Annotated in this window: 24 protein-coding genes and 1 riboswitch; of the genes, 20 read left to right on the forward strand and 4 right to left on the reverse strand. The window is 63.8% G+C overall.

All coding sequences use genetic code 11. The annotated features are described in order from the left end of the window. Positions 1-146: 146 nt before the first annotated feature. The 11 genes from adh (at position 147) to ABIB99_RS08080 (ending at position 12,297) form a co-directional block, all read left to right on the forward strand. Complete coding sequence (adh, locus tag ABIB99_RS08030; protein ID WP_166096853.1) at positions 147-1,664, forward strand: aldehyde dehydrogenase; 1,518 nt, start codon at positions 147-149, stop codon at positions 1,662-1,664. A 206-nt stretch (positions 1,665-1,870) separates the two neighbouring features. After that, positions 1,871-3,223 carry a glycerophosphodiester phosphodiesterase family protein gene (locus tag ABIB99_RS08035; RefSeq protein ID WP_354175406.1) on the forward strand — a complete coding sequence of 451 codons (1,353 nt, stop codon included), beginning with the start codon at positions 1,871-1,873 and terminating at the stop codon, positions 3,221-3,223. A gap of 254 nt (positions 3,224-3,477) precedes the next feature. Then, positions 3,478-4,500 carry a pyruvate dehydrogenase (acetyl-transferring) E1 component subunit alpha gene (pdhA, locus tag ABIB99_RS08040; protein ID WP_063983080.1) on the forward strand — a complete coding sequence of 341 codons (1,023 nt, stop codon included), beginning with the start codon at positions 3,478-3,480 and terminating at the stop codon, positions 4,498-4,500. A gap of 29 nt (positions 4,501-4,529) precedes the next feature. Then, positions 4,530-5,930 (forward strand): pyruvate dehydrogenase complex E1 component subunit beta, encoded by a 1,401-nt coding sequence (locus ABIB99_RS08045; protein WP_354175408.1) that lies wholly within the window; start codon positions 4,530-4,532, stop codon positions 5,928-5,930. A 3-nt stretch (positions 5,931-5,933) separates the two neighbouring features. Continuing rightward, positions 5,934-6,236, forward strand: coding sequence for a DUF5076 domain-containing protein (locus ABIB99_RS08050; RefSeq protein WP_028149595.1), 303 nt, complete (start codon positions 5,934-5,936; stop codon positions 6,234-6,236). 2 nt (positions 6,237-6,238) lie between these two features. Then, on the forward strand, positions 6,239-6,691 hold the full coding sequence (locus ABIB99_RS08055) for a nucleoside deaminase (RefSeq protein ID WP_014495015.1): 453 nt from the start codon (positions 6,239-6,241) through the stop codon (positions 6,689-6,691). Positions 6,692-6,748: 57 nt separating this feature from the next. Next, entirely contained in the window at positions 6,749-8,092 is a 1,344-nt protein-coding gene (locus ABIB99_RS08060) for a pyruvate dehydrogenase complex dihydrolipoamide acetyltransferase (RefSeq protein ID WP_354175410.1), read from the forward strand. Between the two features lie 8 nt (positions 8,093-8,100). Next, a complete protein-coding gene (locus tag ABIB99_RS08065) occupies positions 8,101-8,334 on the forward strand; it encodes a hypothetical protein (RefSeq protein WP_085404620.1) in 234 nt (77 codons plus the stop codon). Positions 8,335-8,351: 17 nt separating this feature from the next. Next, positions 8,352-9,773: a dihydrolipoyl dehydrogenase gene (gene lpdA, locus ABIB99_RS08070; RefSeq protein ID WP_354175412.1), complete on the forward strand. Its 1,422-nt coding sequence runs from the start codon at positions 8,352-8,354 to the stop codon at positions 9,771-9,773. A 183-nt stretch (positions 9,774-9,956) separates the two neighbouring features. Continuing rightward, positions 9,957-11,198, forward strand: a complete 1,242-nt coding sequence (locus ABIB99_RS08075; RefSeq protein ID WP_038933082.1) for a threonine synthase — start codon at positions 9,957-9,959, stop codon at positions 11,196-11,198. 127 nt (positions 11,199-11,325) lie between these two features. After that, positions 11,326-12,297, forward strand: a complete 972-nt coding sequence (locus tag ABIB99_RS08080) for a tripartite tricarboxylate transporter substrate binding protein BugD (protein WP_354112900.1) — start codon at positions 11,326-11,328, stop codon at positions 12,295-12,297. Positions 12,298-12,376: 79 nt separating this feature from the next. Here ABIB99_RS08080 and ABIB99_RS08085 read toward each other — a convergent pair whose 3' ends face one another. From ABIB99_RS08085 to ABIB99_RS08095, 3 genes are all read right to left on the reverse strand, one after another. Continuing rightward, a complete protein-coding gene (locus ABIB99_RS08085; protein ID WP_063983087.1) occupies positions 12,377-12,763 on the reverse strand; it encodes a response regulator transcription factor in 387 nt (128 codons plus the stop codon). Between the two features lie 87 nt (positions 12,764-12,850). After that, positions 12,851-13,528 carry a response regulator transcription factor gene (locus ABIB99_RS08090; RefSeq protein WP_063983088.1) on the reverse strand — a complete coding sequence of 226 codons (678 nt, stop codon included), beginning with the start codon at positions 13,526-13,528 and terminating at the stop codon, positions 12,851-12,853. Continuing rightward, entirely contained in the window at positions 13,525-15,951 is a 2,427-nt protein-coding gene (locus ABIB99_RS08095; RefSeq protein WP_354175413.1) for a PAS domain S-box protein, read from the reverse strand. The genes ABIB99_RS08090 and ABIB99_RS08095 overlap by 4 nt, the downstream gene beginning before the upstream one ends. Before the next feature lie 701 nt (positions 15,952-16,652). Here ABIB99_RS08095 and ABIB99_RS08100 point away from each other — a divergent pair. The 3 genes from ABIB99_RS08100 to ABIB99_RS08110 all read left to right on the forward strand — a co-directional run bounded on the left by ABIB99_RS08100 (position 16,653) and on the right by ABIB99_RS08110 (position 17,607). Then, positions 16,653-17,051, forward strand: a complete 399-nt coding sequence (locus ABIB99_RS08100; RefSeq protein ID WP_014495024.1) for a hypothetical protein — start codon at positions 16,653-16,655, stop codon at positions 17,049-17,051. Then, positions 17,048-17,236, forward strand: a complete 189-nt coding sequence (locus ABIB99_RS08105; RefSeq protein WP_084795121.1) for a hypothetical protein — start codon at positions 17,048-17,050, stop codon at positions 17,234-17,236. Before ABIB99_RS08100 ends, ABIB99_RS08105 begins: the two co-directional genes overlap by 4 nt. 68 nt (positions 17,237-17,304) lie before the next feature. Continuing rightward, entirely contained in the window at positions 17,305-17,607 is a 303-nt protein-coding gene (locus ABIB99_RS08110; protein WP_175618423.1) for a hypothetical protein, read from the forward strand. A 90-nt stretch (positions 17,608-17,697) separates the two neighbouring features. On the opposite strand, the gene ABIB99_RS08115 is transcribed toward ABIB99_RS08110, so the two are convergent. After that, complete coding sequence (locus ABIB99_RS08115) at positions 17,698-19,884, reverse strand: lytic transglycosylase domain-containing protein (RefSeq protein WP_231142075.1); 2,187 nt, start codon at positions 19,882-19,884, stop codon at positions 17,698-17,700. Between the two features lie 325 nt (positions 19,885-20,209). Between ABIB99_RS08115 and ABIB99_RS08120 the strand changes: the two genes are divergently transcribed. From ABIB99_RS08120 to ABIB99_RS08145, 6 genes are all read left to right on the forward strand, one after another. Beyond that, a complete protein-coding gene (locus ABIB99_RS08120) occupies positions 20,210-21,946 on the forward strand; it encodes an adenylate/guanylate cyclase domain-containing protein (RefSeq protein WP_354175415.1) in 1,737 nt (578 codons plus the stop codon). A gap of 126 nt (positions 21,947-22,072) precedes the next feature. Beyond that, positions 22,073-22,249, forward strand: coding sequence for a hypothetical protein (locus ABIB99_RS08125; RefSeq protein ID WP_166341944.1), 177 nt, complete (start codon positions 22,073-22,075; stop codon positions 22,247-22,249). A 152-nt stretch (positions 22,250-22,401) separates the two neighbouring features. After that, positions 22,402-22,614, forward strand: a complete 213-nt coding sequence (locus ABIB99_RS08130) for a hypothetical protein (RefSeq protein WP_063983092.1) — start codon at positions 22,402-22,404, stop codon at positions 22,612-22,614. Between the two features lie 487 nt (positions 22,615-23,101). Continuing rightward, on the forward strand, positions 23,102-23,323 hold the full coding sequence (locus ABIB99_RS08135; RefSeq protein ID WP_063986347.1) for a hypothetical protein: 222 nt from the start codon (positions 23,102-23,104) through the stop codon (positions 23,321-23,323). A 75-nt stretch (positions 23,324-23,398) separates the two neighbouring features. Beyond that, positions 23,399-23,612: riboswitch (cobalamin riboswitch) on the forward strand. A 114-nt stretch (positions 23,613-23,726) separates the two neighbouring features. Further along, positions 23,727-24,806, forward strand: a complete 1,080-nt coding sequence (locus ABIB99_RS08140; RefSeq protein ID WP_354175417.1) for a TonB-dependent receptor — start codon at positions 23,727-23,729, stop codon at positions 24,804-24,806. Further along, positions 24,803-25,843 carry a TonB-dependent receptor plug domain-containing protein gene (locus tag ABIB99_RS08145; protein ID WP_354175418.1) on the forward strand — a complete coding sequence of 347 codons (1,041 nt, stop codon included), beginning with the start codon at positions 24,803-24,805 and terminating at the stop codon, positions 25,841-25,843. The genes ABIB99_RS08140 and ABIB99_RS08145 overlap by 4 nt, the downstream gene beginning before the upstream one ends. Positions 25,844-25,847: the final 4 nt, after the last annotated feature.

Below are 25,847 nucleotides of genomic sequence, written 5' to 3' on the forward strand. Positions count from 1 at the left end.
CTTGCCCACGACTGTCGCAGAACTGCGACAGGTTACCCCGGCCATCGCTGACGCCCGGGCTGACAGGAAAACGCTCCCGCGACATCGTTGGCGCAAGTCGTGAACACGCGACGAATTGCGCAAACAGCAAACATCGGGAGTGATCAATGAACAAGGTGGAATTCCTCGGCGTCACCCAGGTTCCGTTCGCCGAACGCTATGACAATTTCATCGGCGGCAAATTCGTCGCGCCAATCTCCGGCAAGTACTTTGACAACGCCTCGCCGGTGAACGGCCAGATCGTCTGCAAGATCGCGCGTTCCGATGCGCAGGATGTCGAGGCCGCCCTCGATGCGGCGCACGCCGCCAAGGCCGCCTGGGGACGCACCAGCGTCGCCGAGCGCGCCGCGATCCTGAACCGGATCGCCGACCGGATGGAAGAGAATCTGGAGCGCCTTGCGATTGCGGAGACCTGGGACAACGGTAAGCCGATCCGCGAGACCCGCGCTGCCGACCTGCCACTCGCGATCGATCATTTTCGCTATTTCGCCGGCGTGGTGCGCGCACAGGAAGGCTCGATCGGCGAGATCGACCACGACACCATCGCCTATCATTTCCACGAACCGCTCGGCGTGGTCGGCCAGATCATCCCCTGGAACTTCCCGCTGCTGATGGCATGCTGGAAGCTCGCGCCGGCGCTTGCCGCCGGCAATTGCGTCGTGCTCAAGCCGGCCGAGCAGACGCCGGCCTCGATCATGGTCTGGGCCGAGATCATCGGCGATCTCCTGCCGCCCGGTGTCCTCAACATCGTCAACGGCTTTGGCCTCGAGGCCGGCAAGCCGCTCGCCTCCAGCCCGCGGATCGCGAAAATCGCCTTCACCGGCGAGACCTCCACGGGCCGGCTGATCATGCAATATGCCAGCCAGAACCTGATCCCGGTCACGCTGGAGCTCGGCGGCAAGTCGCCGAACATCTTCTTCAACGACGTCACCGCCGAGGACGACGACTTCTTCGACAAGGCGATCGAAGGCTTTGTGATGTTCGCGCTGAACCAGGGCGAGGTCTGCACCTGTCCGAGCCGGGCGCTGGTCCACGCCGATATCTATGACCGCTTCATGGAGCGGGCGCTGAAGCGCGTCGCCGCGATCAAGCAGGGCGACCCGCGTGCGGCCGACACCATGATCGGCGCGCAGGCATCTAGCGAACAGCTCGCCAAGATCCTCTCCTATATCGACATCGGCAAGCAGGAGGGCGCCAAGGTGCTGGCCGGCGGCGGTCGTGCCGAGCTCGGCGGCGATCTTTCCGGCGGCTTCTACGTCCAGCCGACGGTGTTCGAGGGCCACAACAAGATGCGAATCTTCCAGGAGGAGATCTTTGGTCCCGTCGTCTCGGTCACGACCTTCAAGACCGATGACGAAGCGCTCGCGATCGCCAACGACACGCTCTATGGCCTGGGAGCCGGCGTCTGGAGTCGCGATGCCAACCGCTGCTACCGCTTCGGCCGGGCCATCCAGGCCGGCCGGGTCTGGACCAACTGCTACCATGCGTATCCTGCGCATGCCGCGTTCGGCGGCTACAAGCAGTCGGGCGTCGGTCGCGAGACCCACAAGATGATGCTCGATCACTACCAGCAGACCAAGAATCTCCTGGTCAGCTACAGCCCGAAGAAGCTTGGCTTCTTCTGATCGGGCAAGATCTGATTGGGCAAGATCTGATGGGGCAGGAGAGGGCGGCGCAATCTTGCGCTGCCCTCTCCGTCGTCATCCGTCTGTCAGAGTCTTGAGACAAGACGACAGAGCCGACCGTATCCGGTTCGGCGCCCGCGGCATTCGAAGCGATGCCGGGCAAAGACGGAGGCTTGGTGATGCGGAACAGTCGTTCAGGACGGACAATGGGTGTCGCAGCGATGCTGTTCGGCGCGGCGGTGCTGCCGCTGTCGATGGCCTTTGCACAGTCCGGCGCGGCGCCAGCTAGCGCCAAGCCCTTCCTGACCGTCGATGGAAAGGCGCCACTGGTCCTTGGACATCGCGGCCTGCCGGGCCTGGTACCTGAAGAGACCGAGGCGTCGTACGACCTCGCCGCGGCGCTCGGGACCGATGCGCTCGAAGAGGATTTGCACCTGACCAAGGATTGCGTTCTGGTCGTGCGTCATAACCCCTGGCTGAGCGACAACACCAACATTGCCGAGGTGGCGAAGACCAATGCGGCCGTCGCCGCCCGCAAGCGAACCGTGCCCGGTGTGCGCGTCAAGGCCCCGTCGGCCACCGGCGTGCCTGCCGACTACCTGACGGATCTGAGCGATCCGGCCGATCCCAAATCGGTGCTGAAGTCGCTGATCGTCGACGGCGAGGATCATACCAACGACTGGTCGATCAGCGATTTCACCATGGCCGAGCTGAAGCAATGGATCGGCGGCACCACCTATGACGCGGCCAACGAGCGGCCGAAAGTCTTCAACGGCAAGCTCCCGATCATCAGCTTCCAGGACGTCATCGACATCGCCAAGGTCAAGAGCAAGGAGACCGGGCGGTCCATCCTCGTCTATCCCGAAACCAAGAACCCGACCTGGAACAATGCCCAGGCGATCGCCAATGGCTGCGGCGCGGCCGGCAGCCGTCCGCTCGAGGATGCCCTGATCAAGATCATCAGGGATAACGGCCTCAACACCAAGGACGCTCCCATCCTGGTCCAGAGCTTCGAACCCGGCAGCCTGAAATATATGCGCAGCCACGGCCTCCAGACGCGGCAGGTCCAACTCGTCGACGGCAACGGAATCGACTTCAAAACCGGCAAGGTTCTCCTCAACAACATCACGAATTCGCGCCCGTTCGACTGGACGGTTGCAGGCGATGCGCGCCTGTACGATGCGATGCTGACGGCCGAGGGGCTTGCCGAGATCAAGACCTACGCCGACGGCATCGGCCCGTGGAAGGCCTATATCGTTCCGCTCAAGATCGCGCCGTGGAAGGACGCAAATGCCGACGGCACGCCCTACAAGGGATCGACGCCGGAGGCTTCGACCCAGGACGCGACCAGCCTTGTCGCGGACGCGCACAAGCTCGGTCTTTTCGTGCATGTCTTCACGTTTCGGAACGAGAAGAAATATCTTGCCGCCGACTATCGCGGCGACCCGAGCCTTGAATATCTCAAATTCTACCGGCTCGGCGTCGATGGGGTCTTCAGCGACTTCACGCATACCGGCGTTGCCGCCCGTGCGGCGTATTTGCGCGAGTTGGGCTGGTAAGGCTGGCACGGCGAATCGGACGCGCGTGGGATTTCGGATACAAGACAGCGTGTCCGATTTCTCTGCGTTGGCTGCTCACGTTCCCTTCGCTGACCGGTGAGCTAAAGTTGCCCGATCGGCGCCAAAGGTTTTGCAAAGTTTCGGTCACGTTGCAGTGCGGCATAATGAAAGTCGCGCCATGCCGCCGCGGTCCTTTCCAAGGGCGTTTGACTTGGGTTAGAGAGGGCTGAAGTTTTCTCTGACCCGGAATTCCCATGGCCGCACCCAAGAAAGCCGCCGCAAGCACTCCACAGGACAAGACCGACGGCGGTTCGCCCCCGGAATTCACCAGAGAGCAGGAGCTCAAAGCGCTCCGCGACATGCTCCTGATCCGGCGGTTCGAGGAAAAGGCCGGCCAGCTCTACGGCATGGGCGCGATCGGCGGTTTCTGCCACCTCTATATCGGCCAGGAAGCCGTGGTGGTCGGCATGCAGATGGCCCTGAAGCAGGGCGATCAGGTCATCACCGGCTATCGCGATCACGGTCATATGCTTGCCACCGGCATGGAGGCCAACGGCGTCATGGCCGAGCTCACCGGCCGGCGCGGCGGCTATTCCAAGGGCAAGGGCGGCTCCATGCACATGTTCAGCAAGGAGAAGCACTTCTACGGCGGCCACGGCATCGTCGGCGCCCAGGTCTCGCTCGGCACGGGTCTGGCCTTCGCCAACCACTATCGTGGTAACGACAATGTCAGCGTCACCTATTTCGGCGACGGCGCGGCCAACCAGGGCCAGGTCTATGAGAGCTTCAACATGGCGGAGCTCTGGAAGCTGCCGGTGATCTACGTCATCGAGAACAACCGTTATGCCATGGGCACCTCGGTGTCGCGCGCTTCGGCGCAGCAGGATTTCTCCAAGCGCGGTGCGTCCTTCAACATCCCCGGGATGCAGGTCGACGGCATGGACGTCCGCGCCGTGAAGGCCGCGGGCGAGGAGGCGGCGGCCTGGTGCCGTGCCGGCAAGGGCCCCTTCATCCTGGAGATGCAGACCTACCGCTATCGCGGCCACTCGATGTCCGACCCCGCCAAGTACAGAACGCGCGAAGAGGTCGAAAAAGTCCGCCACGATCAGGACCCGATCGAGCAGGTGCGCAACCGCCTGCTCGCGGCCAAGGTGAGCGAGGCCGATCTCAAGGCGATCGACGCCGAGGTTCGCGACATAGTCAATGCGTCCGCCGACTTCGCCCAGCATGATCCCGAGCCGGATGCCGCCGAGCTCTGGACCGACATTTACCGCTGAACGCGCGCAAGCTTTCTTTTGGAGTCGATATGCCAATTCAAGTGCTGATGCCCGCGTTGTCGCCCACGATGGAGAAGGGCAACCTTGCCAAGTGGCTGAAGAAAGAGGGCGAGACGATCAAGTCCGGCGACGTCATCGCCGAGATCGAGACCGACAAGGCGACCATGGAGGTCGAGGCGACCGATGAAGGTACGCTCGGCAAGATCCTGATCCCCGAGGGCACCGCCGACGTTGCCGTCAACACGCCGATCGCGACCATTCTCGCCGATGGCGAGACGGCCGCCGATCTCGCCAAGGCGCCGGCCGCGCCCGCGCCGAGCGTCGCGCAGGAAGTCGCCGAATCCCGCTCGCCGGTCGGCGAAGGCAAGCCGATGATCTCGGCGCCGAAGGCTGCGGCTGCCCCTCAGGTCGTTGCCGAGCCCGATCCGGAAGTGCCCGCCGGCACCGCGATGGTGACGCAGACCATCCGCGAAGCGTTGCGCGACGCCATGGCCGAAGAAATGCGCCGCGACGCCGACGTCTTCGTGATGGGCGAAGAGGTCGCCGAATACCAGGGCGCCTACAAGGTGACGCAGGGCCTGCTCCAGGAGTTTGGCGCCAAGCGCGTCATCGACACGCCGATCACCGAGCACGGCTTTGCCGGCATCGGCGTCGGCGCTGCCATGACCGGGCTGAAGCCGATCGTCGAGTTCATGACCTTCAACTTCGCCATGCAGGCGATCGACCAGATCATCAACTCAGCCGCCAAGACGCTCTACATGTCCGGCGGCCAGATGGGCTGCTCGATCGTGTTCCGCGGCCCGAACGGCGCCGCCGCGCGCGTCGCCGCCCAGCACAGCCAGGACTACTCGTCCTGGTATTCCAACGTCCCGGGTCTCAAGGTGGTCGCGCCGTTCTCCGCAGCGGACTACAAGGGCCTGCTCAAGGCTGCGATCCGCGATCCCAATCCGGTGATCTTCCTCGAGAACGAGGTGCTCTACGGCCATACCGGCGAAGTGCCGAAGCTCGATGACTTCGTGATCCCGATCGGCAAGGCGCGCATCGTGCGTTCGGGCAGCCACGTCACCATCATCTCCTGGTCGAACGGCATGACCTATGCGCTGAAAGCCGCCGACGAACTCGCCAAGGACGGTATCGAGGCCGAGGTGATCGACCTGCGCACGCTGCGGCCGATGGACACCGAGACCATCGTCAACTCGGTCAAGAAGACCGGCCGTGCAGTCACGGTGGAAGAGGGCTGGGCGCAGAGCGGCGTCGGCGCCGAGATCGCCGCGCGCATCATGGAGAACGCCTTCGACTATCTCGACGCGCCGGTCGCGCGCGTCTCCGGCAAGGACGTGCCGATGCCCTATGCCGCGAACCTGGAGAAGCTCGCGCTGCCGTCGGCAGCCGAAGTGGTCGAGGCCGCCAAAGCCGTCTGCTACAGGTAGATCATGGCGGGCCCGAAGGAGCAGCCATTGCCACCCGACGTCCTCGCCCGCGACGATGCGGTCGAGATCCTGCGCGTATTCGTGCTGGACGGCGGGCTGTCGATGGCGTTCCAGCGCGCCTTCGAGGAGCCCGACATGTGGGGCCTCCTGCTCGTCGATCTCGCCCGTCACGCGGCGCGCGCCTATGCGCGCGAGAGCGAATACACCGAGGAGGATGCGCTGAGCCGGATCCTCGAGATGTTCCAGGCGGAGATTGAACGGCCAACCGATACGGGCACGACGACACCGCGCGGGAAGGGGCACTGATCGTGGCGATCGAAGCCCATCATTTCGATTTCATGCTGGAGGCGATCCGTGAGGCGGAGGCCTCGATCGCGCAGGGCGGCCTGCCGATCGGCGCCGTGCTGACGCGCGGCAATGAGATCATCGCCCGCGGCCACAACAACCGCGTGCAGGAAAAGAACGTCATCCTCCACGGCGAGATGAGCTGCCTGCGCGAAGCCGGCGTGATCTCGTTCCACGACACCGTCATGTACACCACGCTGTCGCCATGCTCGATGTGCGCCGGCGCACTCGCTCTGTTCAAGGTGAAGCTGGTGGTGATCGGAGAATCCGTCACCTTCCCGGGCTCCAAGGACATCCTCGACAAGTTCGGCATCCCCTGGATCGACCTTGCCGACGACCGCTCCATCACCATGATGAAGAATTGGCGTTCCATCCCTGCCAACGAGCGCCTGTGGCAGGGCGACATCGGCAACTAAACCTGGTCGTCTTCGCTGTCGGAGACGACGTATTGCAAAGTTCTTCTTGAGGTCAGCATGCCCATCAACATCCTGATGCCCGCTCTCTCGCCGACAATGGAGAAGGGCAACCTCGCCAAGTGGCTGAAGAAGGAAGGCGACAAGGTCAAATCCGGCGATGTCATCGCCGAGATCGAGACCGACAAGGCGACCATGGAGGTCGAGGCGATCGACGAAGGCACGATCGCCAAGATCCTCGTGCCGGAGGGCACGCAGGACGTCCCGGTCAACGACGTGATCGCCGTGCTCGCCGGCGAGGGCGAGGACGTGAAGGCGGCTGGTGCCGCCAAGCCCAGTGCCTCGGCCGCACCTCCGAAAGCTGCTGAAGCGCCCGCCGCCGCACCGGCTCCCGCAGCCGCGCCCAAGGCTGCGCCGCCTGCCGCCGCACCGGCGCCGCAGGCCGCAGCTCCAGCCGTGCAGAGCAACGGCCACGGCGGCCGCGTGTTCTCGTCGCCGCTCGCGCGCCGTCTCGCCAAGGATGCAGGCATCGACGTGTCGATGGTGACGGGCACCGGCCCGCACGGCCGCGTGGTGGCGCGTGACGTCGAGCAGGCCAAGTCCGGCAAGGGCCTGAAGGCGCCTGCCGCTGCGCCGTCCGGGGCGCCCTCGATCGCGCCGACCATGTCGGACAAGCAGATCCTGTCGCTGTTCGAGCCCGGCTCCTACGAGATCGTCCCGCATGACGGCATGCGCCGCACGATCGCGCAGCGCCTGACTGCGTCGATCCAGAACGTCCCGCACTTCTACCTCACCATCGACTGCGACATCGGCAAGTTGCTCGCCGCGCGCGAGGAGATCAATGCGGCTGCTCCCAAGGACAAGGAGAAGAAGCCGCTCTACAAGATCTCGGTCAACGACTTCGTCATCAAGGCGATGGCCGTTGCGCTCCAGAGAATCCCGAACTGCAACGTCAGCTGGACCGAAAGCGGCATGGTCAAGCACCACCATTCCGACGTCGGTGTCGCCGTGGCGATGCCCGGTGGCCTGATCACGCCGATCATCCGCAAGGCAGAGACCAAGACGCTCTCCACCATCTCCAACGAGATGAAGGATTTTGCCGCGCGCGCCCGCTCGCGCAAGCTGAAGCCCGAGGAATACCAGGGCGGCACCACCGCGGTCTCCAACCTCGGCATGTTCGGCATCAGCCACTTCACCGCCGTGATCAATCCGCCGCATGCGACGATCCTCGCGGTCGGCACCAGCGAGGAGCGGCCAGTCGTCCGTGGCGGCAAGATCGAGATTGCGCACATGATGAGCGTGACCTTGTCCTGCGATCACCGCGCCATCGACGGCGCGCTTGGCGCCGAGCTGATTGGCGCGTTCAAGCAGCTGATCGAAAATCCCGTCATGATGATGGTCTGAGATGGCGCATGAGGACGCGCTGGCCCTGGATCTCGATGCTGGTCTCGCTGATCCTCACGCTCAGCCCGCTCGGCCGCGACATCGTTGACTCCGCCTTCTTCGCCGGCGAGGCGCTGTCGCGCAACATCTGGGCGCCGATCGCGCTCACCATCTTCGCCGTCATGGCGGCCGCCATTCTCTCGGAATGGCTGATCAGAAGCTACATCCGCAATCGCCGCGCCCGCGGCGCAACGACCGCTTGAGTTGAACGGGAGCCGCCATGGCCGATACATCCTTCGACGTCATCATCATCGGCTCCGGCCCCGGCGGCTATGTCACCGCGATCCGCGCCGCCCAGCTCGGCTTCAAGGTCGCGATCGTCGAGAAGTCCTATCTTGGCGGCATCTGCCTGAACTGGGGCTGCATCCCGACCAAGGCACTGCTGCGCTCGGCTGAGATCTACCACTACATGCAGCACGCCAAGGACTACGGCCTGTCGGCGGAGAACGTGTCGTTCGATCCCAAGGCCGTGGTGCAGCGCTCGCGCGGCGTCTCGAAGCGGCTGAACGACGGCGTCGGCTTCCTGATGAAGAAGAACAAGGTGAGCGTGATCTGGGGCGACGCCTCGATCGACGCGCCCGGCAAGGTCACCGTGAAGAAGTCCAACGTCGAGGGCCCGAAGGGCGCGCTGGGCGAAGGGGCTTACCAGGCCAAGCACATCATTATTGCAACCGGCGCGCGGCCGCGCGTGCTGCCCGGGCTCGAGCCTGACAAGAAGCTGATCTGGACCTATTTTGAAGCGATGGTGCCGGAGAAAATGCCGAAGTCGCTGCTGGTCGTCGGCTCCGGCGCGATCGGCATCGAGTTCGCCTCGTTCTTCCACACCATGGGCTCCGAGGTCACCGTGGTCGAGGTGCTGCCGCAGATCCTGCCCGTCGAGGACGCCGAGATAGCAGGCCTTGCCCGCAAGCGTCTGGAGAAGCAGGGCATCAAGATCATGTCCTCAACCAAGGTCACGAAGCTGGAGAAGAAGGCCGACAGCGTCGTCGCTACCATCGACGACGGCAAGGGCAAGCCCGTCACCACCGAGTTCGAGCGCGTAATCTCGGCGGTCGGCGTCGTCGGCAATATCGAGAATCTCGGCCTCGAAAAGCTCGGTGTGAAGACTGACCGGGGCTGTATCGTCATCGACGGCTACGGCAAGACCAACGTCCCCGGGATCTACGCCATCGGCGACGTCGCCGGTCCCCCGATGCTGGCGCACAAGGCCGAGCATGAAGGCGTGATCTGCGTCGAGGCCATCAAGGGCCTGCATCCGCATCCCATGGACAAGAACCTGATCCCGGGCTGCACCTATTGCCAGCCGCAGGTCGCCTCCGTCGGCCTCACCGAAGCCAAGGCGAAGGAAAGCGGCCGAGAGATCCGCGTCGGCCGTTTCCCGTTCGTCGGCAACGGCAAGGCGATTGCGCTGGGCGAGGATCAGGGCCTGGTCAAGGTGATCTTCGACAAGAAGACCGGTCAGCTCCTCGGCGCCCATATGGTCGGTGCTGAAGTCACCGAGCTGATCCAGGGCTACGTCGTCGCGATGAACCTGGAGACGACCGAAGAAGAGCTGATGCACACGGTGTTCCCGCATCCGACCCTGTCGGAAATGATGAAGGAAGCCGTGCTCGATGCGTATGGAAGGGTTTTGAATATTTGAGGATTGGACGGCGGCGCCGTGCCCGATCCGTCATCCTGAGGTGCGAGCAAAGCGAGCCTCGAAGGGTGAACGGCCGAGATGCAGCAGCCGGGCTCGTCGCCCTTCGAGGCCTCCGCTTCGCTCCGGCACCTCAGGGTGACGAGTTCAATAGCAACCAAGCAGAACAACAAGAGGGGTCAACCCATGCACGATAACGACAACCTGACCATCGAACGCCCGACCTTCGTCACGCATCTGGAATGCGCGATGGAGGGCGATCATTACGCCGCCGACCAGGTCCACAATCTCTCCAAGGCCGGCAAGCCGCTTTTGGTGCGCTACGACCTCGCGGGCGTGAAGAAGGCGCTGACCAAGGACGCGCTTGCCCAGCGTCCCGGCGACATGTGGCGCTACCGCGAGCTCTTGCCCGTGCGCAAATGCAAGGACATCGTCTCGCTCGGCGAGGTCACGACGCCGCTGATCCGGCTACCGAAGCTCGGCGCCAAGCTCGGCGGCGGCGAGATCATCGTCAAGGACGAGGGACGCCTGCCGACCGGCTCGTTCAAGGCGCGGGGCCTCGTGATGGCGGTGTCGATGGGCAAGGCGCTCGGCATCAAGCACATGGCGATGCCGACCAACGGCAATGCCGGCGCGGCGCTCGCGGCCTACGCGACCTCCTGCGGCATCAAGACCACGATCTTCTGCCCGGCCGACACGCCCGAGGTGAACGTCAGCGAGATCGAGCTTCAGGGCGCGACCGTCTATCGCGTCAACGGCTATATCGACGATTGCGGCAAGATCGTCGGCGAAGGCAAGGCGAAAGTCGGCTGGTTCGACACGTCTACGCTTAAAGAGCCGTACCGCATCGAGGGCAAGAAGACGATGGGCCTGGAGCTAGCCGAGCAGCTCGGCTGGGACGTGCCCGACGTGATCTTCTATCCGACCGGCGGCGGCACCGGCCTGATCGGCATGTGGAAGGCTTTCGACGAGCTGGAGAAGATCGGGTTCATCGGCTCCAAGCGACCACGCATGGTCGCGGTGCAGGCGTCGGGCTGCGCGCCGATGGTGCGGGCCTATGACGCCGGCACCGAGCATGCGACGCGCTGGGAGGATGCCCACACGATTGCGTCGGGCATCCGCGTGCCGCAGGCGATCGGCGACTTCCTGATCCTGCGGGCCGTGCGCGAGAGCAAGGGTTTTGCCATCGCGGTCGACGACGACAAGATCTCGGCGGCGCTGAACGAAGTCGCACGCGAGGAGGGGCTGCTGCTATGCCCCGAGGGCGCCGCCACCTACGCCGCCTACAAGGACAGCCTCGCCGACGGTCGCGTCAGCAAGACCGACCGCGTGATGCTGTTCAACTGCGCGACGGGCCTGAAATACCCGCTGCCGCCGGTCACCCGCACGCTCGATCGCCACAAGCCGATCGACTACACGCAGTTCTAGGCACGGCAAGACCGTCGGAGCGCGATGATCGCGCTCTGGCGCGTCATTTCGTCTCTTCACGACCGATCCCTCTTCCCGTACGCGGGAGGGCACAAAAAACAACAAAGACATCGCTGGGGAGAAGACAATGAAGAAGGCCATCTGGGCCGGGCTGCTCGGTATTCTCGCTGTGACCGGCGCCGCGCGCGCCGACGACTATCCTTCGCATCCCATCACCGTCATCGTTCCCTTCGCCGCCGGCGGCCCGTCGGATGCGATGGCGCGCGTGCTCGCCGAGCGCATGCGGGTGACGCTCGGCCAGCCGCTGGTGATCGAGAATGTCACCGGCGCGGGCGGCTCGATCGGCGTCGGGCGCGCCGTGCAATCGGCGCCGGACGGCTACACCATCTCCTTCGGCCATCTCGGCACCCATGTTGCCAACGGCGCCGTCTACAAGCTCAAATACGACCTCGTCGCCGATCTCGAGCCGGTGGTGCTGCTGCCGAGCAATCCGATGATCGTGGTGAGCAAGAACGCGGTGCCCGCGACCTCGCTAAAGGAGCTCATCGAGTGGCTGAAGTCGCGGCCGTCGCCGCCGACCGCCGGCACCGCCGGCGCGGGCTCCGGCAGCCATATCGCCGGTGTCTATTTCGAGAGCGTCAGCGGCATCAAGCTGCAATATGTGCCGTATCGCGGCACGGCGCCCGCGCTGAACGATCTCATCGCCGGCCAGATCGACGTCATCATCGATCAGACCTCCAACTCCATCAACCAGGTCCGCGCCGGCACGATCCGCGCCTATGCCATCACCGACGACAAGCGGCTCTCGTCGGCGCCGGACATTCCGACGGCAGCCGAGGCGGGGCTGAAAGGCTTCAACATGACGTTGTGGTCGGGCCTGTGGGTGCCGAAGGGCACGCCGAAGGAGATCGTCACCAAGCTCAATGCGGCCGCCGTGGAAGCGCTGAACGATCCCGCCGTGAAGAAGCAGCTCGAAAGCCAGGGCCTCGAGATGACGCCCAAGGATCAGCTCACGCCCGAAGCGCTCGGCGCCCGCCAGAAGGCGGAAATCGCAAAATGGTGGCCGATTATCAAGGCCGCCGACATCAAGGTGGATTGAGGCGGATTGCCTCTTCGGACGCGGCCACAACGTCAAGTGGCCGCACCCCGTGGAACAATCAGGTTCACGCGGCGCCGCGTTACGTTTTGGCTTCGCTGTGCTTCGACAGGGCCGCCTCCAGACATTTGATCAGAACCGGCGTGGAAAACGGCTTCGCGAGAAAGCAGATGGCGCCAGCTTTCAGCGCGCGGTCGCGCACGGCATCGTCGGGAAAGGCCGTCATGAAGATGAACGGCGTGCGGTGACCAAGGCCGCGCATATGCATCAGGAGATCAACGCCGCTCATGACCGACATCTGCACATCCGCTATCACGCAGGACGTCGTCCTCAGTTCGGGCGACTGGAGAAATTCGAGAGCGGAGCCAAAGATGTAGACGGTGTATCCCCGCGACGTCAGCAGATTGTTGGTCGCAAGGCGGACGGATGGATCATCGTCAATGACGGAAATGACCGAAGGGACTGACAAGATGATCGCTCCTGATCGGGGAGCGGCCGCGCGCGGCGCAGCCGCCCATCGGAAAATGGGCCCCTGGAGCGACCTTGGAAAGCATACTTAGGTTTGCACCTTTCCCCCCGGGCGTGGAATTCCGAGCACCTCGGTCATTCTGACGAGATCGGCCAATGACTTCGCACCCATTTTCCGCATGATCTGCCCGCGATAGATCTTGACGGTAATCTCAGCCAATCCAAGCTCGGCAGCGACTTGCTTGTTCATCAGGCCGGACGCAACCAGGGCGAGAATGTCGCGCTGACGCGGCGTCAGGCCTTCGAAGCGAGTCCGCACGCTCGACACCGACTTCTCGGCATCGCGCCGCTTGCGATCGCGTTCGATCGCAGCCTGGACCGCGTCCAGCATGTCCTGGTCGCGCACCGGCTTGGTCAGAAAATCGATGGCGCCACTCTTCATGGCCCGGACGGTCATGGGGATATCGCCGTGACCGGTGATGAAGATGATAGGCGTGCGAATGTCGGCCTTCACGAGGTCCGCCTGGAGGTCGAAGCCGCTCGAGCCGGGCAGGCGGATGTCGAGCACAAGGCAACTGGGGACCCCCGGCGGCTTGGCTTCCATGACCTCCGCCGCCGAGCCGAAGGCCTCCACCCTGAGGCCGACCGATTGGAAGAGATTGGTGAGCGCACGCCGCATCGACGGATCGTCATCGACGATAAGGACGATCGGATCATCGGCCCCCGCCTGTGCCTGCGCCTGCGTTGGCTTGGCGTGGTCGGTCACGACGCGGCCTCGTGTGGGAAGGGCAGGGCAATCTGGAATGTTGCACCGCTCCCCTCATTTGGAAATGCCGAAAGCCGGCCCGCGTGAGCCTCGATGATCGATCGGCAGATCGATAGTCCCATCCCCAGGCCGCTCGACTTTGTGGTGAAGAACGGCATGAACATGCGGTCTGTCACGTCGCTGTCAAGGCCGACACCGCGATCCGTCACGGTAAGGAGCAGGTGCTCGTCGCCGTCCCGACTGGAGCGAATTGCCAGCTCGCGCGGGAGCTCGACATTGGCTTGCATGGCTTCGATCCCGTTCATGACGAGGTTGATCAGCACCTGCTGGAGCTGGATCCGATCGCCGCAAATGCTGGGCAGGCCGGACGACAACTCCATCCGCACCGACACGGCATGGGTAGCGAGCTCGCGCCGAACGAGGGCCATCACCTCCCTCACGACCTGATTGATGTCGACTGGAACCATCTCGATCTCGGTCTTTTTCGCGAGCGCCCGGATCCGGCGGATCACCTCGCTGGCCCGATTGGCGTCCTCGACGATCCATTCCACGGAACGGCGCGCAGCATCCAGATCGGCCGGGTCGCGGCCGAGCCAACCGATACAGGCGTCGGCATTGGAAATGACGGCGGCGAGAGGCTGGTTGATTTCGTGGGCAATCGAGGCGGTGAGCTCGCCGAGCGTCGTGATGCGCGTGACATGAGCGAGCTCGGCTTGCGCTTTGCGCAGGGCATCTTCGGCCTGCTCGGTGCGGATCGCCGCCGTCACATCGCTGCTGACGCCCCGATAGCCGAGGAAGTTACCATTCTCGTCATGGAAGGGCTTGCCGCTGGTGCGCACGTAAATCTGAGATCCGTTGCGATCCCTGCTGCGGTAAACCAGGTCGCGGAACGGAAGGTGGGCATCGAGCGCCGCGCGATGCTGCTCCCATTTCTCGGGCTCGAACTCGGCGTCGGGCGGAATGTCCCAACGGGTCAGCCCGATCAAGCCCGTCGGCACCGGACTGGCCGTGTCGGCGTGTTCCGATATCCGGGTGATGCGGTGATCCGGTCCGGTCTCCCAAAACCAGTCCGATGCGGTTTCGGCATAGTCGCGGAAGCGCTGCTCGGATTGCTTGAGCTCGTCAAAGGCCTTTTGCAGTGCTTCTTTTGCGGCGAACTGCTCGGTGACGTCCACGTGCGTGCCGATGATTTCCATCACATCGCCATCGCCGCCTTTCACAGGATGTCCCTCCGTATGGACACGTCGTATCGAACCGTCCGGACGCGCAATCCGAAAGTCGATTTCGAAGGGCTCCCCCTGATGGATTGCGCGACGTTCCACGTCGGCAATTCGTCGAAAGTCATCGGCGAGGATCCGTTGCTGGAAAGCCCGCGCCGGGACATCGATCTGGTCCGGCTCAAATCCGAACAGGCGGTAGAGCTCAGCCGATCGGTAGGCAAACTCCTGACGACGCACGTCCCAGGCCCAGCTGCTCGTATGGCTGAGGCGCTGGGCTTCGGCCAGATAGGCCTCACTGCGGCGCAGCCTCTTCTCTGTTTCCTTTGCAATCGTGACATCGGTGACAGCGCCGGCGAACTCGATGCGCCCGGATGCACGTCTCACCGCGCGTGCCACGGAATGGAGATATTTGATGGATCCATCCGGCATCAACAGGCGATATTCATGGTCGAAATCCTCCGCCTCGCGGAAAGCTCGATCAAGGGTCTTGCGGACCGCATCGCGGTCCTCCGGATGGATGCGCTGAAACACGAAGCCCAGGTTCGGCTGCATGGCCGGGTCACATTGGAAAATGCGAAACGTTTCCCTCGACCAGAAGATCTCGTCGGTCGTGGGGCTCAAGCCGAAGCTGCCGGTGCGGCTCAGTTCCTGAGCCTGGGCGAGGTAGGCCTCGCTCTGCCGCAGCGCATCCTCCGCCTCCTTGCGCTGGGTGATGTTTTCGCAGGCGACCAGCACGACCGGCGTGCCGTCGCCGCGCAGCATCGCCTTGGCGTTTTCACGGACCCAGAGAACCGAGCCGTCCTTGCGGATCTTGCGAATCTCCCAGGTGTGCGACTGGTCCACGGTTTCCAGGCACAACCCTACGCATTGACGGACGAAGTCGCGGTCTTCCTCGAAAAAGACGTTCAGCACGGATTGGCCGGTCAACTCGGTCGCCGTGTAACCCAATTGTGCGGCGCCAAACGTGTTCACGTTGAGCACCGTCCCGGCCGGATCGACCATGAAATACATGACCGGATTATGCTCGAACACCTCGCGCCACTGCTTTACGGCGTCGCGTAGATCGACGATGTCCTGTCGCGAGTCATCACCGTCCGCGGAACTGTCCTTCTCGCCGGTGCCGAAAGATCGAAGCGCCGCGAGGCCGCCGAGCAGCAATTGTGCGGCCGAATTACCAAATTTCGCGATTTGGCCAGGCATCATCGCGGGCGTCCCGGCTCGCAGGGGTCGAAGCAAGTAGAGCACTTTGCAATCAGGGGAGCAATTCCCTCCGACCAAAGTAGACTCCGCGCCGAAACTCGCGGCAGCCGTGCAGCCTGCCGGCCTTGCGCCGTCTCGTTGCGAAGGTGCGGCGAAGGCCCGGAAAACTACGGGACAAACCTACGTATAGCTCGCGCATCCCAAGTCATAGCGCACATTTACCTCCGTACAATTGAGTCGTCCGTTGCATGCGGATTAGTCTCACAACCATCGAAGGGACGCGATGTGCAAGGCCACAAGCCGGCGATTAGCTCGATGTGCTGCCGATAGCTCCGCGTCCATTGCCCGACTTGCCGCACGATTGGCTGGTCGCGATTGAGAGGCCGCATTTCACTAACGAGCGTGGATGGCCGGGCGTCAGCGTACGCGCGAAGCCACGACCATGAGAGCCGGGAGGAGAGCATGATGTGCGATACGCCTGAACACTCCGAGCGTGGCCCTGCTGCAAAGGCCTGCGCTGTCTGTAGCGGCAAGTTTGGCCTGATCCGATATTATTCGTGGCGAGCGCCGCTGTGCTCCAGAAAATGTCTCGATCGCTTCAGGGCGCGCCGCGAACGCGACCGCCGATGGTTGTTTCGATTTCAGGCGGCATGAGGATTAGCCCTTCGATCGGCTCCATTCGGCAATTCTGAACCGGAGGCTGCGTGCTGAACCGTGCTTGCAAGCTCCTCTTGATGATCGCGCTGCCGCTTCCGTTGGTAACGGGGGTGAAGGCCGACGAGCTCGGACAGGATGGTGCACATCGTCATCATCCGCTCCAGGATCAGCTCCTGCACGAGAAGTTCTATTCCAGCTGGCACATGCCCGATAATCCTGTGCTCAGCTGCTGCAACAGTGCGGATTGCTACCCGACCGAGGTGCGATACGTCGACGGCCGGATCTACGCGCGGCGCCGGGAAGACGGGAAGTACATCCTCATTCCATCCCAGAAGGTCGAGCGAAACAGGGACAATCCCGACGGCCGCAACCATCTTTGCGCGCCGCCGCCGTCCGCCTCTCTGGTCGACACGGTCTACTGCTTCGCGTTGGGAGGTGCCACGTGAGATTCATATTGGTGAACGGCAGGACCCCTTTCCGCAAGACGTTCTGTCTATGGTGCTGCGAGGAGATCAGTGGCGGTTATCTGCGCGACGCGAAGACGCTGCTGCCCTATTGCGGCTACGAGTGTTACGCGCTCCATCACGAAGCGGCGCCGTTGATCGAGAGGCGAGCGCAAGCGGCGTCTTGAGCTGACGGGTGGGCGAAGCGCATCGGCCGATGCGACTGCTGGCAGGGGAGGACAGGACGTTGAAATTCATGCTCGTCAACCAGGACCAACCGCGCCATGGCGTCACTTGCAGCGCGTGCGCCCGGCCGCTGGGCTCGAGCTACGTCCGGCATGTGTCCACGCAACGGCAGTACTGCGAGTATGATTGCTACCGCAGATATCAGCAGACGAGCATGGAAGCGCTCTGGCCTTACCGCAGTTCGCTCGAGATGGTCACGGTGTTGGCGGCCATTTCGAGCTGGAGCTGGATGATGCAATTCGGCGCGCTCTCGGGCGCGCTGACGGAAGCATTTCTGCGCGCGCACGAACCTTCTGACCACGGAAGGAGGTGACGGCTAGCCTAACGATGCGGGCCGCGCAGAGTCGGCGGCCGCAGTCACTGCATCCAGCTTCGCGCCGCGTCCAGCCCCGGCGTTGCGAAGCTAGGGCGCGGCGGCTGCGGCCGCTGCCGTGGGTGCCGCGCTGACTTCGTGCGTCGTGACGCGTTGCTCGGACTTCGCCGTGGCTGTGCCGCTGCCCTCGAACCGGGCGCGGTAGACCAGCACATTCTCCATCACGCGCTGGACGTAGTTGCGCGTCTCCGACAGCGGGATGCGCTCGACCCAGTCGACCGGATCGACCTTGGGGTCGCGCGGGTCGCCGCGCGCCTGCACCCATTCGCGCACCCGGCCGCGGCCGGCATTGTAGCCCGCGAAGGTCATGATCTGGTCGCCGCGATATTCCGACAGCAGCGCGCTGAGCTCGGCCGCGCCCATCTGCGTGTTGTAGACGGGATCGGACACCATCCTGTCCCAGTCATAGGTCAGGCCAAAGCGTCTTGCGGTATCGCGGCCCGCCTCCGGGGTCACCTGCATCAGCCCGACCGCGTTGGCGGCAGACTTGTCGCGCTGGTCGAACGAGCTTTCGGTGCGCGCCACCGAATAGATCACGCTGGTCTCGATTGCGGGCGCGACCTGCTTGTGCTCGGGAATGCCGATGGTCGGGAAGGCGTAATGGTCGAGCGCAAGCCCGCGCGCCAGCGCCGACTTGCCGACCTCCAGCATCACGCGCGCATCGTTGCGCCGGCCGGCGAGCTCGCCGAGCGCTTCCAGCGCTGCGACGTCGGTGCTCTCCTTGGCAAAATCCTCGGCGTAATAGAACACCATGTCGCGCTCGCCGATGCCGTAGAGCATCTCGGCGGCGCGGACGCGCTCGTCCGCGGGCTGCGTGTCGGCCGCGGCCAGCACGGGCGAGGGCGGGCGCAGCTCGATCCCGTCGACGCCGAGCCTGGCGCGTGCGAGCTGGCCGTAATAGGCGGTCGGATAGCGCGCCGCGGCCTGATAGCTCATGCGGGCATCCGCCGTCGCCCCCATCGCCTCGGCCGCGCGGCCGCGCCAGTAATGCGCACGCGACAGCGCGATCGGATTGGCCGAGCCTTCGTCGATCGCGGCGAAATGCACCATGGCCGCCTTGGGATCGTCGAGATAGCGCAGCGCGATCCAGCCGCACATGAAGTGGTAGTCGACGCGATAGACTTCCATCGCGGGCACCGCCGCCGCACGCACCACGTCGTAGGCGGTCTTGAACTTGCCCTGGTCGAGCAGCTTTCGCGCGAGCAGGCGCCGCTCGCGCCACCAGGCATCGGTGTCCTGGGCCGCCATCATGTCGGGCGCGGCGGCGAGGATCACCTCGGCGGCGTCGTCGATGCGGTCGTTCTGGAGATGCCACTGCGCGCGGCAGAGGACGTAGCCAAGATCGCGGCGTGCTTCGGTCGAGACGTCCTCAAGATAATCCTTGGCCTTGTTGGCCTTGCCGGTGACGGCCGAGCAGGCCTTGACGATCGCGAGCGCGTCTTCGCCGAGCCGCTTGGCCGCGCGCCTTGCACCGGCGTAGTCCTTGGCGCCGAGGCGCTTGTCCATGCGGGCGCGATGATCGTCAGCGGTCAGGAGATCGCGGAACGCCTCGTAGGAATCCTCCTCGCTGCGCTCGGACAATTCGTCCGTGCGCCAGGCCTCGCGCACCAGGCGCGTAGCCCTGTCATTGTCGCCTTCACCCAGGAGCACGCGGGCGAGCGCGAACTTGCCCTTGGCGCTGGTCGGCCGGTCCATCGTGAATTTGTGCACGGTCGCCGCGTCGCTCTTCTCCTGCCACAGCCGCGCTTCGGCGCGGCGGCGGAGCAGGGCGCTGCTCGGCCAGTCCGGATTGGCGGCGAGGAAGGCGGCGTACCGCTTGAAGGGTGCTGTGCTCTCGGAATGGCGGAGCATGAACCAGTCGGCGAGCTTCTGTCCGGCCGGATCGGCAATGCGGTCGCGCGCGGCGCTCGCATCGTCGGTCTTGCCCTTGCGCGCGAGATCGATGGCGTCCTTCAGCGCGGCGAGGTCGCCGGTGAGCGGCGGCGGCGCCGGCTTGTCCGAGGGCTCGTCGTCCTTCTTGGGCTTGCGCTTGGCGTCGGCATGCTTGCCGTGGCGCGACTTCGCGGCAGCGTGACGCTGCTTGCCGCCGGCTTTCGTCTCATGCGTTTTCTTTGACGCCGACGATTTGTGACTGCTCTTCGCTGCCAACTCGGCAGGAAGAAGGGCCAATGCGGCCACGGCAACGACACACGCGAGCGAGCGTAGGCACTGGTTCATTCGATGGTCCCCCTGCGAAACCACTACAAACCAAGGTCCGCGACGACATGCGGCTTGAGAATCAAAGACGACACCCAAAACGATGCCACGACATCGTTTCGCAGTCCTCACGCTCCTTCAACAATGCGGCAAAATACCGATGGGAACTCGGGAACTTCCGAAATGGCGGAAAGGTAATGCCTTCAACCTTTGTTAACGAATGGGGCTCGCGCGACGGTTGCGCGCGGTCAGGGGCGTCGCGAGGGCCAGATTGCGCGTGTTCCCGCCGCCAAAACCGGTGTATTGAGTTCCCAACCGGTCCTTTCAGCTCTTACCCCCACCGCTCATGCCACTTTTCAACCAGTCGATCAGGCGCAAGATCGTCGGGATCGCCCTCGGATTGATCGTCCTGATGCTGGTCACCGCGATTCTTTCGATGGTGATGTCGAGCCAGGTCGGTGTCCTGCTCGACGAGCTGACCGATCGCTACATTCCGGCCTACGGCCATCTGGCGCGCGCCAACATCCGCTCGCTGGAGCGCTCGGTGGCGCTGCGGCGGATGGTCATGATGAAGATGCAGGCCCCCTCGGAGGAGGAGGCCTATGCGGCGCGCCTGCGCGAATTCGAGGAGGCCGATCGGAAGATCGACGAGGAAGGCGAGGCCGCGCGCACGCACATCAACGCGATCATCGACGACAAGAGGACGCCTTCCGACAATGCCGGGCTGGCGCGGATCGAGACCCGCATCGAAACCGCTCTCACCGAGCTGCGTCACGACATGAATGAGGACCACGCAAAACTCCTCAAGCAGGTCGAAGGCAAGCAGATGACGGAGGCGCGCGGGACCCTGGAGCATCTCGACACCATACGCGACCAGTTCAACCAGAAGATCGACGCGATCCGCGCCGACATGCTGAAGCAGGTCTTCGCCAGTACGGCGACAGTGATCGGTCGCCAGCGCCAGGCGATGATCATTTCGGGCATCGTCACCATCCTCGCGGCGGTGGTCGGATTTGCTTTCGCGCTCCTCGTCTCCAGTGGCATCACGCGACCGGTGCGGCTGTTGCTCGCCGGCACCCGCGAGGTCGAGGCGGGCCGCTTCGACAAGACCATCACGGTCTCGACCCAGGACGAGATCGGCGAACTCGCCGCCGCCTTCAATCGCATGATCGAGCAGCTGCGGCACAACGAGCGGATCCGTGAGACCTTTGGCCGCTATATCGATCCCAAGGTGGCGCAGGGGCTGATCGACCGCCCGGAGGTCGCCATCGACGGCCAGCGCCGGGTGATGACCATCATGTTCTCCGACATGAGCGGCTTCACCTCGATGAGCGAGGGCATGACCCCGCGCGGACTCGTCAAGGTCATAAACCACTATTTCACGGTGATGTCCGCGCCGATCCGGAGCCATCGCGGCGTTATCGATAAATATATCGGCGATGCCATCATGGCCTATTGGGGCCCTCCCTTCATTGAGGAGGACGAGCCGGCGCTGTTCGCCTGCTACGCCGCCATCGACATGGCCGATGAGGTGCCGGCGTTGCAGAAGCAATTGCCTGACCTGCTTGGTATCCGCGCCATGCCAGGCCCTTGCGATCTGCGCATCGGGATTGCCACCGGCGAGGTCCTGACCGGCAGCATCGGCTCCGAGCTGATGATGAGCTTCACCGTGATGGGCGATGCCGTGAACCTCGCTTCGCGGCTCGAACTGGTCAACAAGATCTACGGCACGCGGATCCTGATCGCGCAGGCCACGGCGGACGCGATCGGCTCGAACCTCGAGCTGCGCGAGATCGATCGTCTGGCGGTGGCCGGCCAAAGCGCATCGCAGGCCATTTTCGAGGTGATGAGCAAGGCGCACGGGCTCAGCGTCCCGCAGGAGAGCCTGCGCGCGCGCTACGCCGAAGGCCTCGCCGCCTACCGCGCGCAGCGCTTCGACGAGGCTCGCGCCGCGTTCAATGCAGCGCTCGAAGCCGTGCCCGGCGACGGTCCCTCGCGCACGCTGCTCGGCCGCATCGCGCAGTTCGAGGCCAATCCGCCGGACGCAGCTTGGGATGGTGCCTGGCGGCTGGAGCAGAAATAGCCGTTCTTGCTGGGCTTGCACCGCCCTTGCTGGAAAAAACGTTTCTACTCGATAACGATGTTCGCCGTGACCTATTTCTCAGGCTTAGGTTTGACGTCCCTTGTGGCGTTTGATGGGGACACGCCGATGACAGAACTTCATGACAGGCTGGAACGGTTCGAGACGCTCACCGCCGAATGCGAGCTGATTGCCAAGCTCGCCACCGACAGCACCAAGCGCGAGTTCTATCTGAGACTCTCGGAGCAGTATCGTCAGCTGGCGGTGGATATGCGGAAGGCGATCGCGACCAAGGCCGCGGCCTGACGCCGCCTGCAATCCGTTCTTAATGTTTGGCGCGCATCCTTTGAGGATGCGAGCGTCGCGATCATGATTGCTCGCATTGGGAATGCCGAGGTCCGTTGCGGTGCAGCGCATCTCGCTGACGTCGCTTTGCCGCTCCTCACCAGGGCAATCCCATGCGCCTTCTCGCAGTCCTCATCTTCGCGCTCATGACGGCCGCCTGCAACCAGGAGCAGGACATCACCGGCTCGACCCCGGTCTGTGCGATGCGGAACTACAGCTCCTACAATCCCCGCGACATGAACCAGTGCGTTGCCGCCTGCAAGGCGTGCGACCACGGCAACACCGTCACCTGCACCACGTCATGCACCCTCAAGGGTGCCCACTGAGCGGCGGCGCTGGCTGGAGCTAGCGCTGAGGGTGCTCGGGCACCGGAACGATTCACATGGGTTAGTCATTGAAGCGGCAGGCAGGACGCGGAGTCCTATGGAATGGGTATGCTCGATCCCGGTCGGTTCCTGGTGTCGTGCTCGCATTGCGATGCATGGCCGATGGCGGCCAACGTCAAACGTTCGAGCTGGTCTTCGTCGCCGCACGAGGTCCGCTTCGTATGCCCGCGCTGTCGCCGCGAGGAGACCGCCATCATCTCGGCCTCCGGTGAGCTGACCCCGATCCGGCGCATCACGCTCCGCTGCGCGACGTCACCGCGGCCTGGGCTCAGGCCCAGCGGCCAAGAGGTCGGGCGTAGCCCGCCCGTCACAGGACCAAGAGATCGGGCGTAGTCGGTTCTGCGCAACGCCTTGCGCGGTCCGTTTTTGGAACCCGGCCTACGCCGACGCGTTTCCGCTCCGACATCAACGCATCGAGGCCCTGCGAATGATCAGCGAGCATTTCGACACCCGCACCCGGATCAACATGAAGCTGGCGCTGGATCGGGTCTGCCGCAATCGCCCGGTCGGCGAGGACCATTGCTTTCGCAGGTCCGTTGCCGAGAACATCATCCGCTGCGCGCTCACAGGCCGCACCGGCATCGGCCAGCTCGTCGATGCCGGCGAGCGGGCGATGATCAGGACGCGTTCGGAGCGGGAGCCGGCCTGATTGCGCCGGCTCAATCTCCGGTGCGGCGCTCTGACCGTGATGCAACCGGCCGATTGACTCTTCGCTTGCCCGCCCCGTAGATTGGCCGGTGACGGTTCTCCTCACGGAGATCAAAAGGGAACGTGGTGCGAGGTTTTCCCGATACCGGGATATTCTCAACGCCACGGCTGCCCCCGCAACTGTAAGCGGTGAATCTTTCGTCATATGCCACTGGGAATCTCGGTCCTGGGAAGGCGACGTAAGGTAACGACCCGCGAGCCAGGAGACCTGCCGTCAGCCGTGGTCACACGCGAAGATGTCGGTCGGGGAGTACAGACATTAGCTTCACCGGAGCAATCGAACGCTCCGCCGTGAAACCTCGTTCGCTGTGACGTGCCACTGACGTCATACCGAGGTTACAAGAGTGTCCCGTATTGTCTTTGCCGCCAGGCGCTTCCGCGCCGGCGTTGTCGCGTTCGTTTCCCTGTATTCGCTCGATCTGTCCATCGCCCGGGCCCAGCAGTCGGCATCGCCCGATCTGCTGCCGCCGGTCGAGGTCGCGCCGACCGAGCGTGCGGCCAAGCCGCGAGCCGCGCGGCCTGCGCCCGACCAGCCCGAGCAGCGGCGCGTCGCTCGGCTGCCGAAGCCCGAGCTGGTGCCGGCGTCGTCTCCGGTTGCCGGGGTATCCGCGGCCAACCTGTTTCCGACGGTCGTCGTCAGTCCGACGGGCGTTGTCACTCCGACCAATCTGGTTGCGAGCTCGGTGACGGTTCTGACCGCCAGAGACATAGAGCGCGATCAGCGCCGGACCGCATCCGATGCGCTGAGCGCGGTTCCTGGCCTGAACCTCGTGCAGACCGGCGGTCCGGGCGGACAGACGTCGATCTTCATGCGCGGAACGAATTCCAACCACACCAAGGTCCTGATCGACGGCATCGATGTCAGCGATCCCGGCAACCCGAACCGTTCGTTTGATTTCGGCCAGTTGCTCACCTCCGACATTCAGCAGATCGAAGTCCTGCGCGGTCCGCAGGGCGGTCTCTACGGCGCAGACGCGCTGGGTGGCGTGATCTCCATCGTGACGAAGAAGGGCGACGGTCCCGCCCGCGCCACCGGCTCGGTCGAGGGAGGCTCGTTCGGAACGTTCAATCAAACTGCAGGTCTGAGCGGCTCACAGGACCACTTCAACTATGCCTTCAACGTCGCGCATTTCCACGCGAACGACGTGCCGGTGACACCGGTCGAATTGCTGCCGCCGGGGCAGAAGGCGATCGGCAACTATTACGACAACATGACCTATTCGACGAAGCTTGGCGCCGAATTGAGCGAAAACCTCACGCTCAACGGCGTGGCGCGGTACACCGACGCCACCCTGCGCTTACCGGAGACACCTTCGATCCCGTCACATCCGCGAGCTTTCCCGCGGCCGCGCAAAGCACGCAGACGGTGCACCAGCTCTTCACGCGCGGGGAGGCGGTCTGGTCCGCTCTCGACGACCGGATGAAAAGCTATTTCGGCGTCAACTACACCAATCACTGGAACTACAACATCTCGCCCGGCGACGCGATGGCCACGATCACGACCGGCGACCGCGTCAAGTATGATTGGCACACCACGACCCAGCTCGCGCCCAACAACAATGTCATCATTGGCGCGGAGCATGAGACCGAAACACTGCAAACGGCGACGGTTTCGGCGCAAAACGTCAACAAGGCCGGATATATGGAGCTGCAGTCCCAGTTCCGGGATCGCATCTTCTTCACGGCCAATGTCCGGCAGGACGACAACGAGCGGTTTGGAGAGCATCCGACCTTTCGTCTGGCGTCTGCCGTGATCGTGCCGGTCACGGATACGAAGTTCAAGGGAAGCTACGGCACGGGGTTCAAGGCGCCGACGCTCAACCAGCTTTACGTCAGCTTTCCCGCGTTCTTCTTCTTTGCAAATCCCAACCTCAGGCCCGAGGAAAGCGTCGGATACGACGCCGGCTTCGAGCAACCCTTGTTTGGCGATCGTGTCCGCTTCGGGTCGACCTACTTCCGTAACAACATTACCGACCTGATCCAGAGCACGTTCGATCCCGTGACGTTCACGAGCACCAACACCAATATCGGCAAGGCGATCACGGAGGGCACGGAGAGCTTCGTCGCGGCTGCGATCACCGACCGGCTTCGCGTTCGTGCCGACTACACTTTTACCCGCGCAGTGGATGCAACGGCGGGACTGGAGCTGCTGAGGCGTCCGAAGGAGAAGTGGAGCGCAAATGTCATCTGGAATCCGATCGACCCGCTCACATTGTCCGCAACAGTGTTGCGCGTCGGGAGTTTCGTCGATGGCAACCGCGACTTCAGCATTCTGCGTCTGCTGGCTCCGGCCTACACTGTCGTCAACGTCGCAGCCGAATATCTGGTCACCGACCAGGTGAAGGTGTTCGGCCGGGTCGATAATCTCGCCAATGTGCACTATCAAAATCCGACCGGCTTTCTGCAGCCGGGACTGGGCGTCTATGGCGGCATTCGCCTGGCGAATTACGACGTCAGATAGTGAG

Origin of the sequence: Bradyrhizobium sp. LA6.1 (assembly GCF_040547805.1) — a bacterium.
In the GTDB taxonomy this organism is placed as follows: Bacteria; Pseudomonadota; Alphaproteobacteria; order Rhizobiales; family Xanthobacteraceae; genus Bradyrhizobium; species Bradyrhizobium barranii.

Excerpts from the sequence above, each read along its gene's own strand:
- adh (WP_166096853.1), top strand. The coding sequence starts at position 147 with ATGAACAAGGTGGAATTCCTCGGCGTCACCCAGGTTCCGTTCGCCGAA.
- ABIB99_RS08035 (WP_354175406.1), top strand. The coding sequence starts at position 1,871 with ATGGGTGTCGCAGCGATGCTGTTCGGCGCGGCGGTGCTGCCGCTGTCG.
- pdhA (WP_063983080.1), top strand. The coding sequence starts at position 3,478 with ATGGCCGCACCCAAGAAAGCCGCCGCAAGCACTCCACAGGACAAGACC.
- ABIB99_RS08045 (WP_354175408.1), top strand. The coding sequence starts at position 4,530 with ATGCCAATTCAAGTGCTGATGCCCGCGTTGTCGCCCACGATGGAGAAG.
- ABIB99_RS08050 (WP_028149595.1), top strand. The coding sequence starts at position 5,934 with ATGGCGGGCCCGAAGGAGCAGCCATTGCCACCCGACGTCCTCGCCCGC.
- ABIB99_RS08060 (WP_354175410.1), top strand. The coding sequence starts at position 6,749 with ATGCCCATCAACATCCTGATGCCCGCTCTCTCGCCGACAATGGAGAAG.
- ABIB99_RS08065 (WP_085404620.1), top strand. The coding sequence starts at position 8,101 with ATGAGGACGCGCTGGCCCTGGATCTCGATGCTGGTCTCGCTGATCCTC.
- lpdA (WP_354175412.1), top strand. The coding sequence starts at position 8,352 with ATGGCCGATACATCCTTCGACGTCATCATCATCGGCTCCGGCCCCGGC.
- ABIB99_RS08075 (WP_038933082.1), top strand. The coding sequence starts at position 9,957 with ATGCACGATAACGACAACCTGACCATCGAACGCCCGACCTTCGTCACG.
- ABIB99_RS08080 (WP_354112900.1), top strand. The coding sequence starts at position 11,326 with ATGAAGAAGGCCATCTGGGCCGGGCTGCTCGGTATTCTCGCTGTGACC.
- ABIB99_RS08095 (WP_354175413.1), bottom strand. The coding sequence starts at position 15,951 with ATGATGCCTGGCCAAATCGCGAAATTTGGTAATTCGGCCGCACAATTG.
- ABIB99_RS08110 (WP_175618423.1), top strand. The coding sequence starts at position 17,305 with ATGCTCGTCAACCAGGACCAACCGCGCCATGGCGTCACTTGCAGCGCG.
- ABIB99_RS08115 (WP_231142075.1), bottom strand. The coding sequence starts at position 19,884 with ATGAACCAGTGCCTACGCTCGCTCGCGTGTGTCGTTGCCGTGGCCGCA.
- ABIB99_RS08120 (WP_354175415.1), top strand. The coding sequence starts at position 20,210 with ATGCCACTTTTCAACCAGTCGATCAGGCGCAAGATCGTCGGGATCGCC.
- ABIB99_RS08125 (WP_166341944.1), top strand. The coding sequence starts at position 22,073 with ATGACAGAACTTCATGACAGGCTGGAACGGTTCGAGACGCTCACCGCC.
- ABIB99_RS08130 (WP_063983092.1), top strand. The coding sequence starts at position 22,402 with ATGCGCCTTCTCGCAGTCCTCATCTTCGCGCTCATGACGGCCGCCTGC.
- ABIB99_RS08135 (WP_063986347.1), top strand. The coding sequence starts at position 23,102 with ATGATCAGCGAGCATTTCGACACCCGCACCCGGATCAACATGAAGCTG.
- ABIB99_RS08145 (WP_354175418.1), top strand. The coding sequence starts at position 24,803 with ATGAAAAGCTATTTCGGCGTCAACTACACCAATCACTGGAACTACAAC.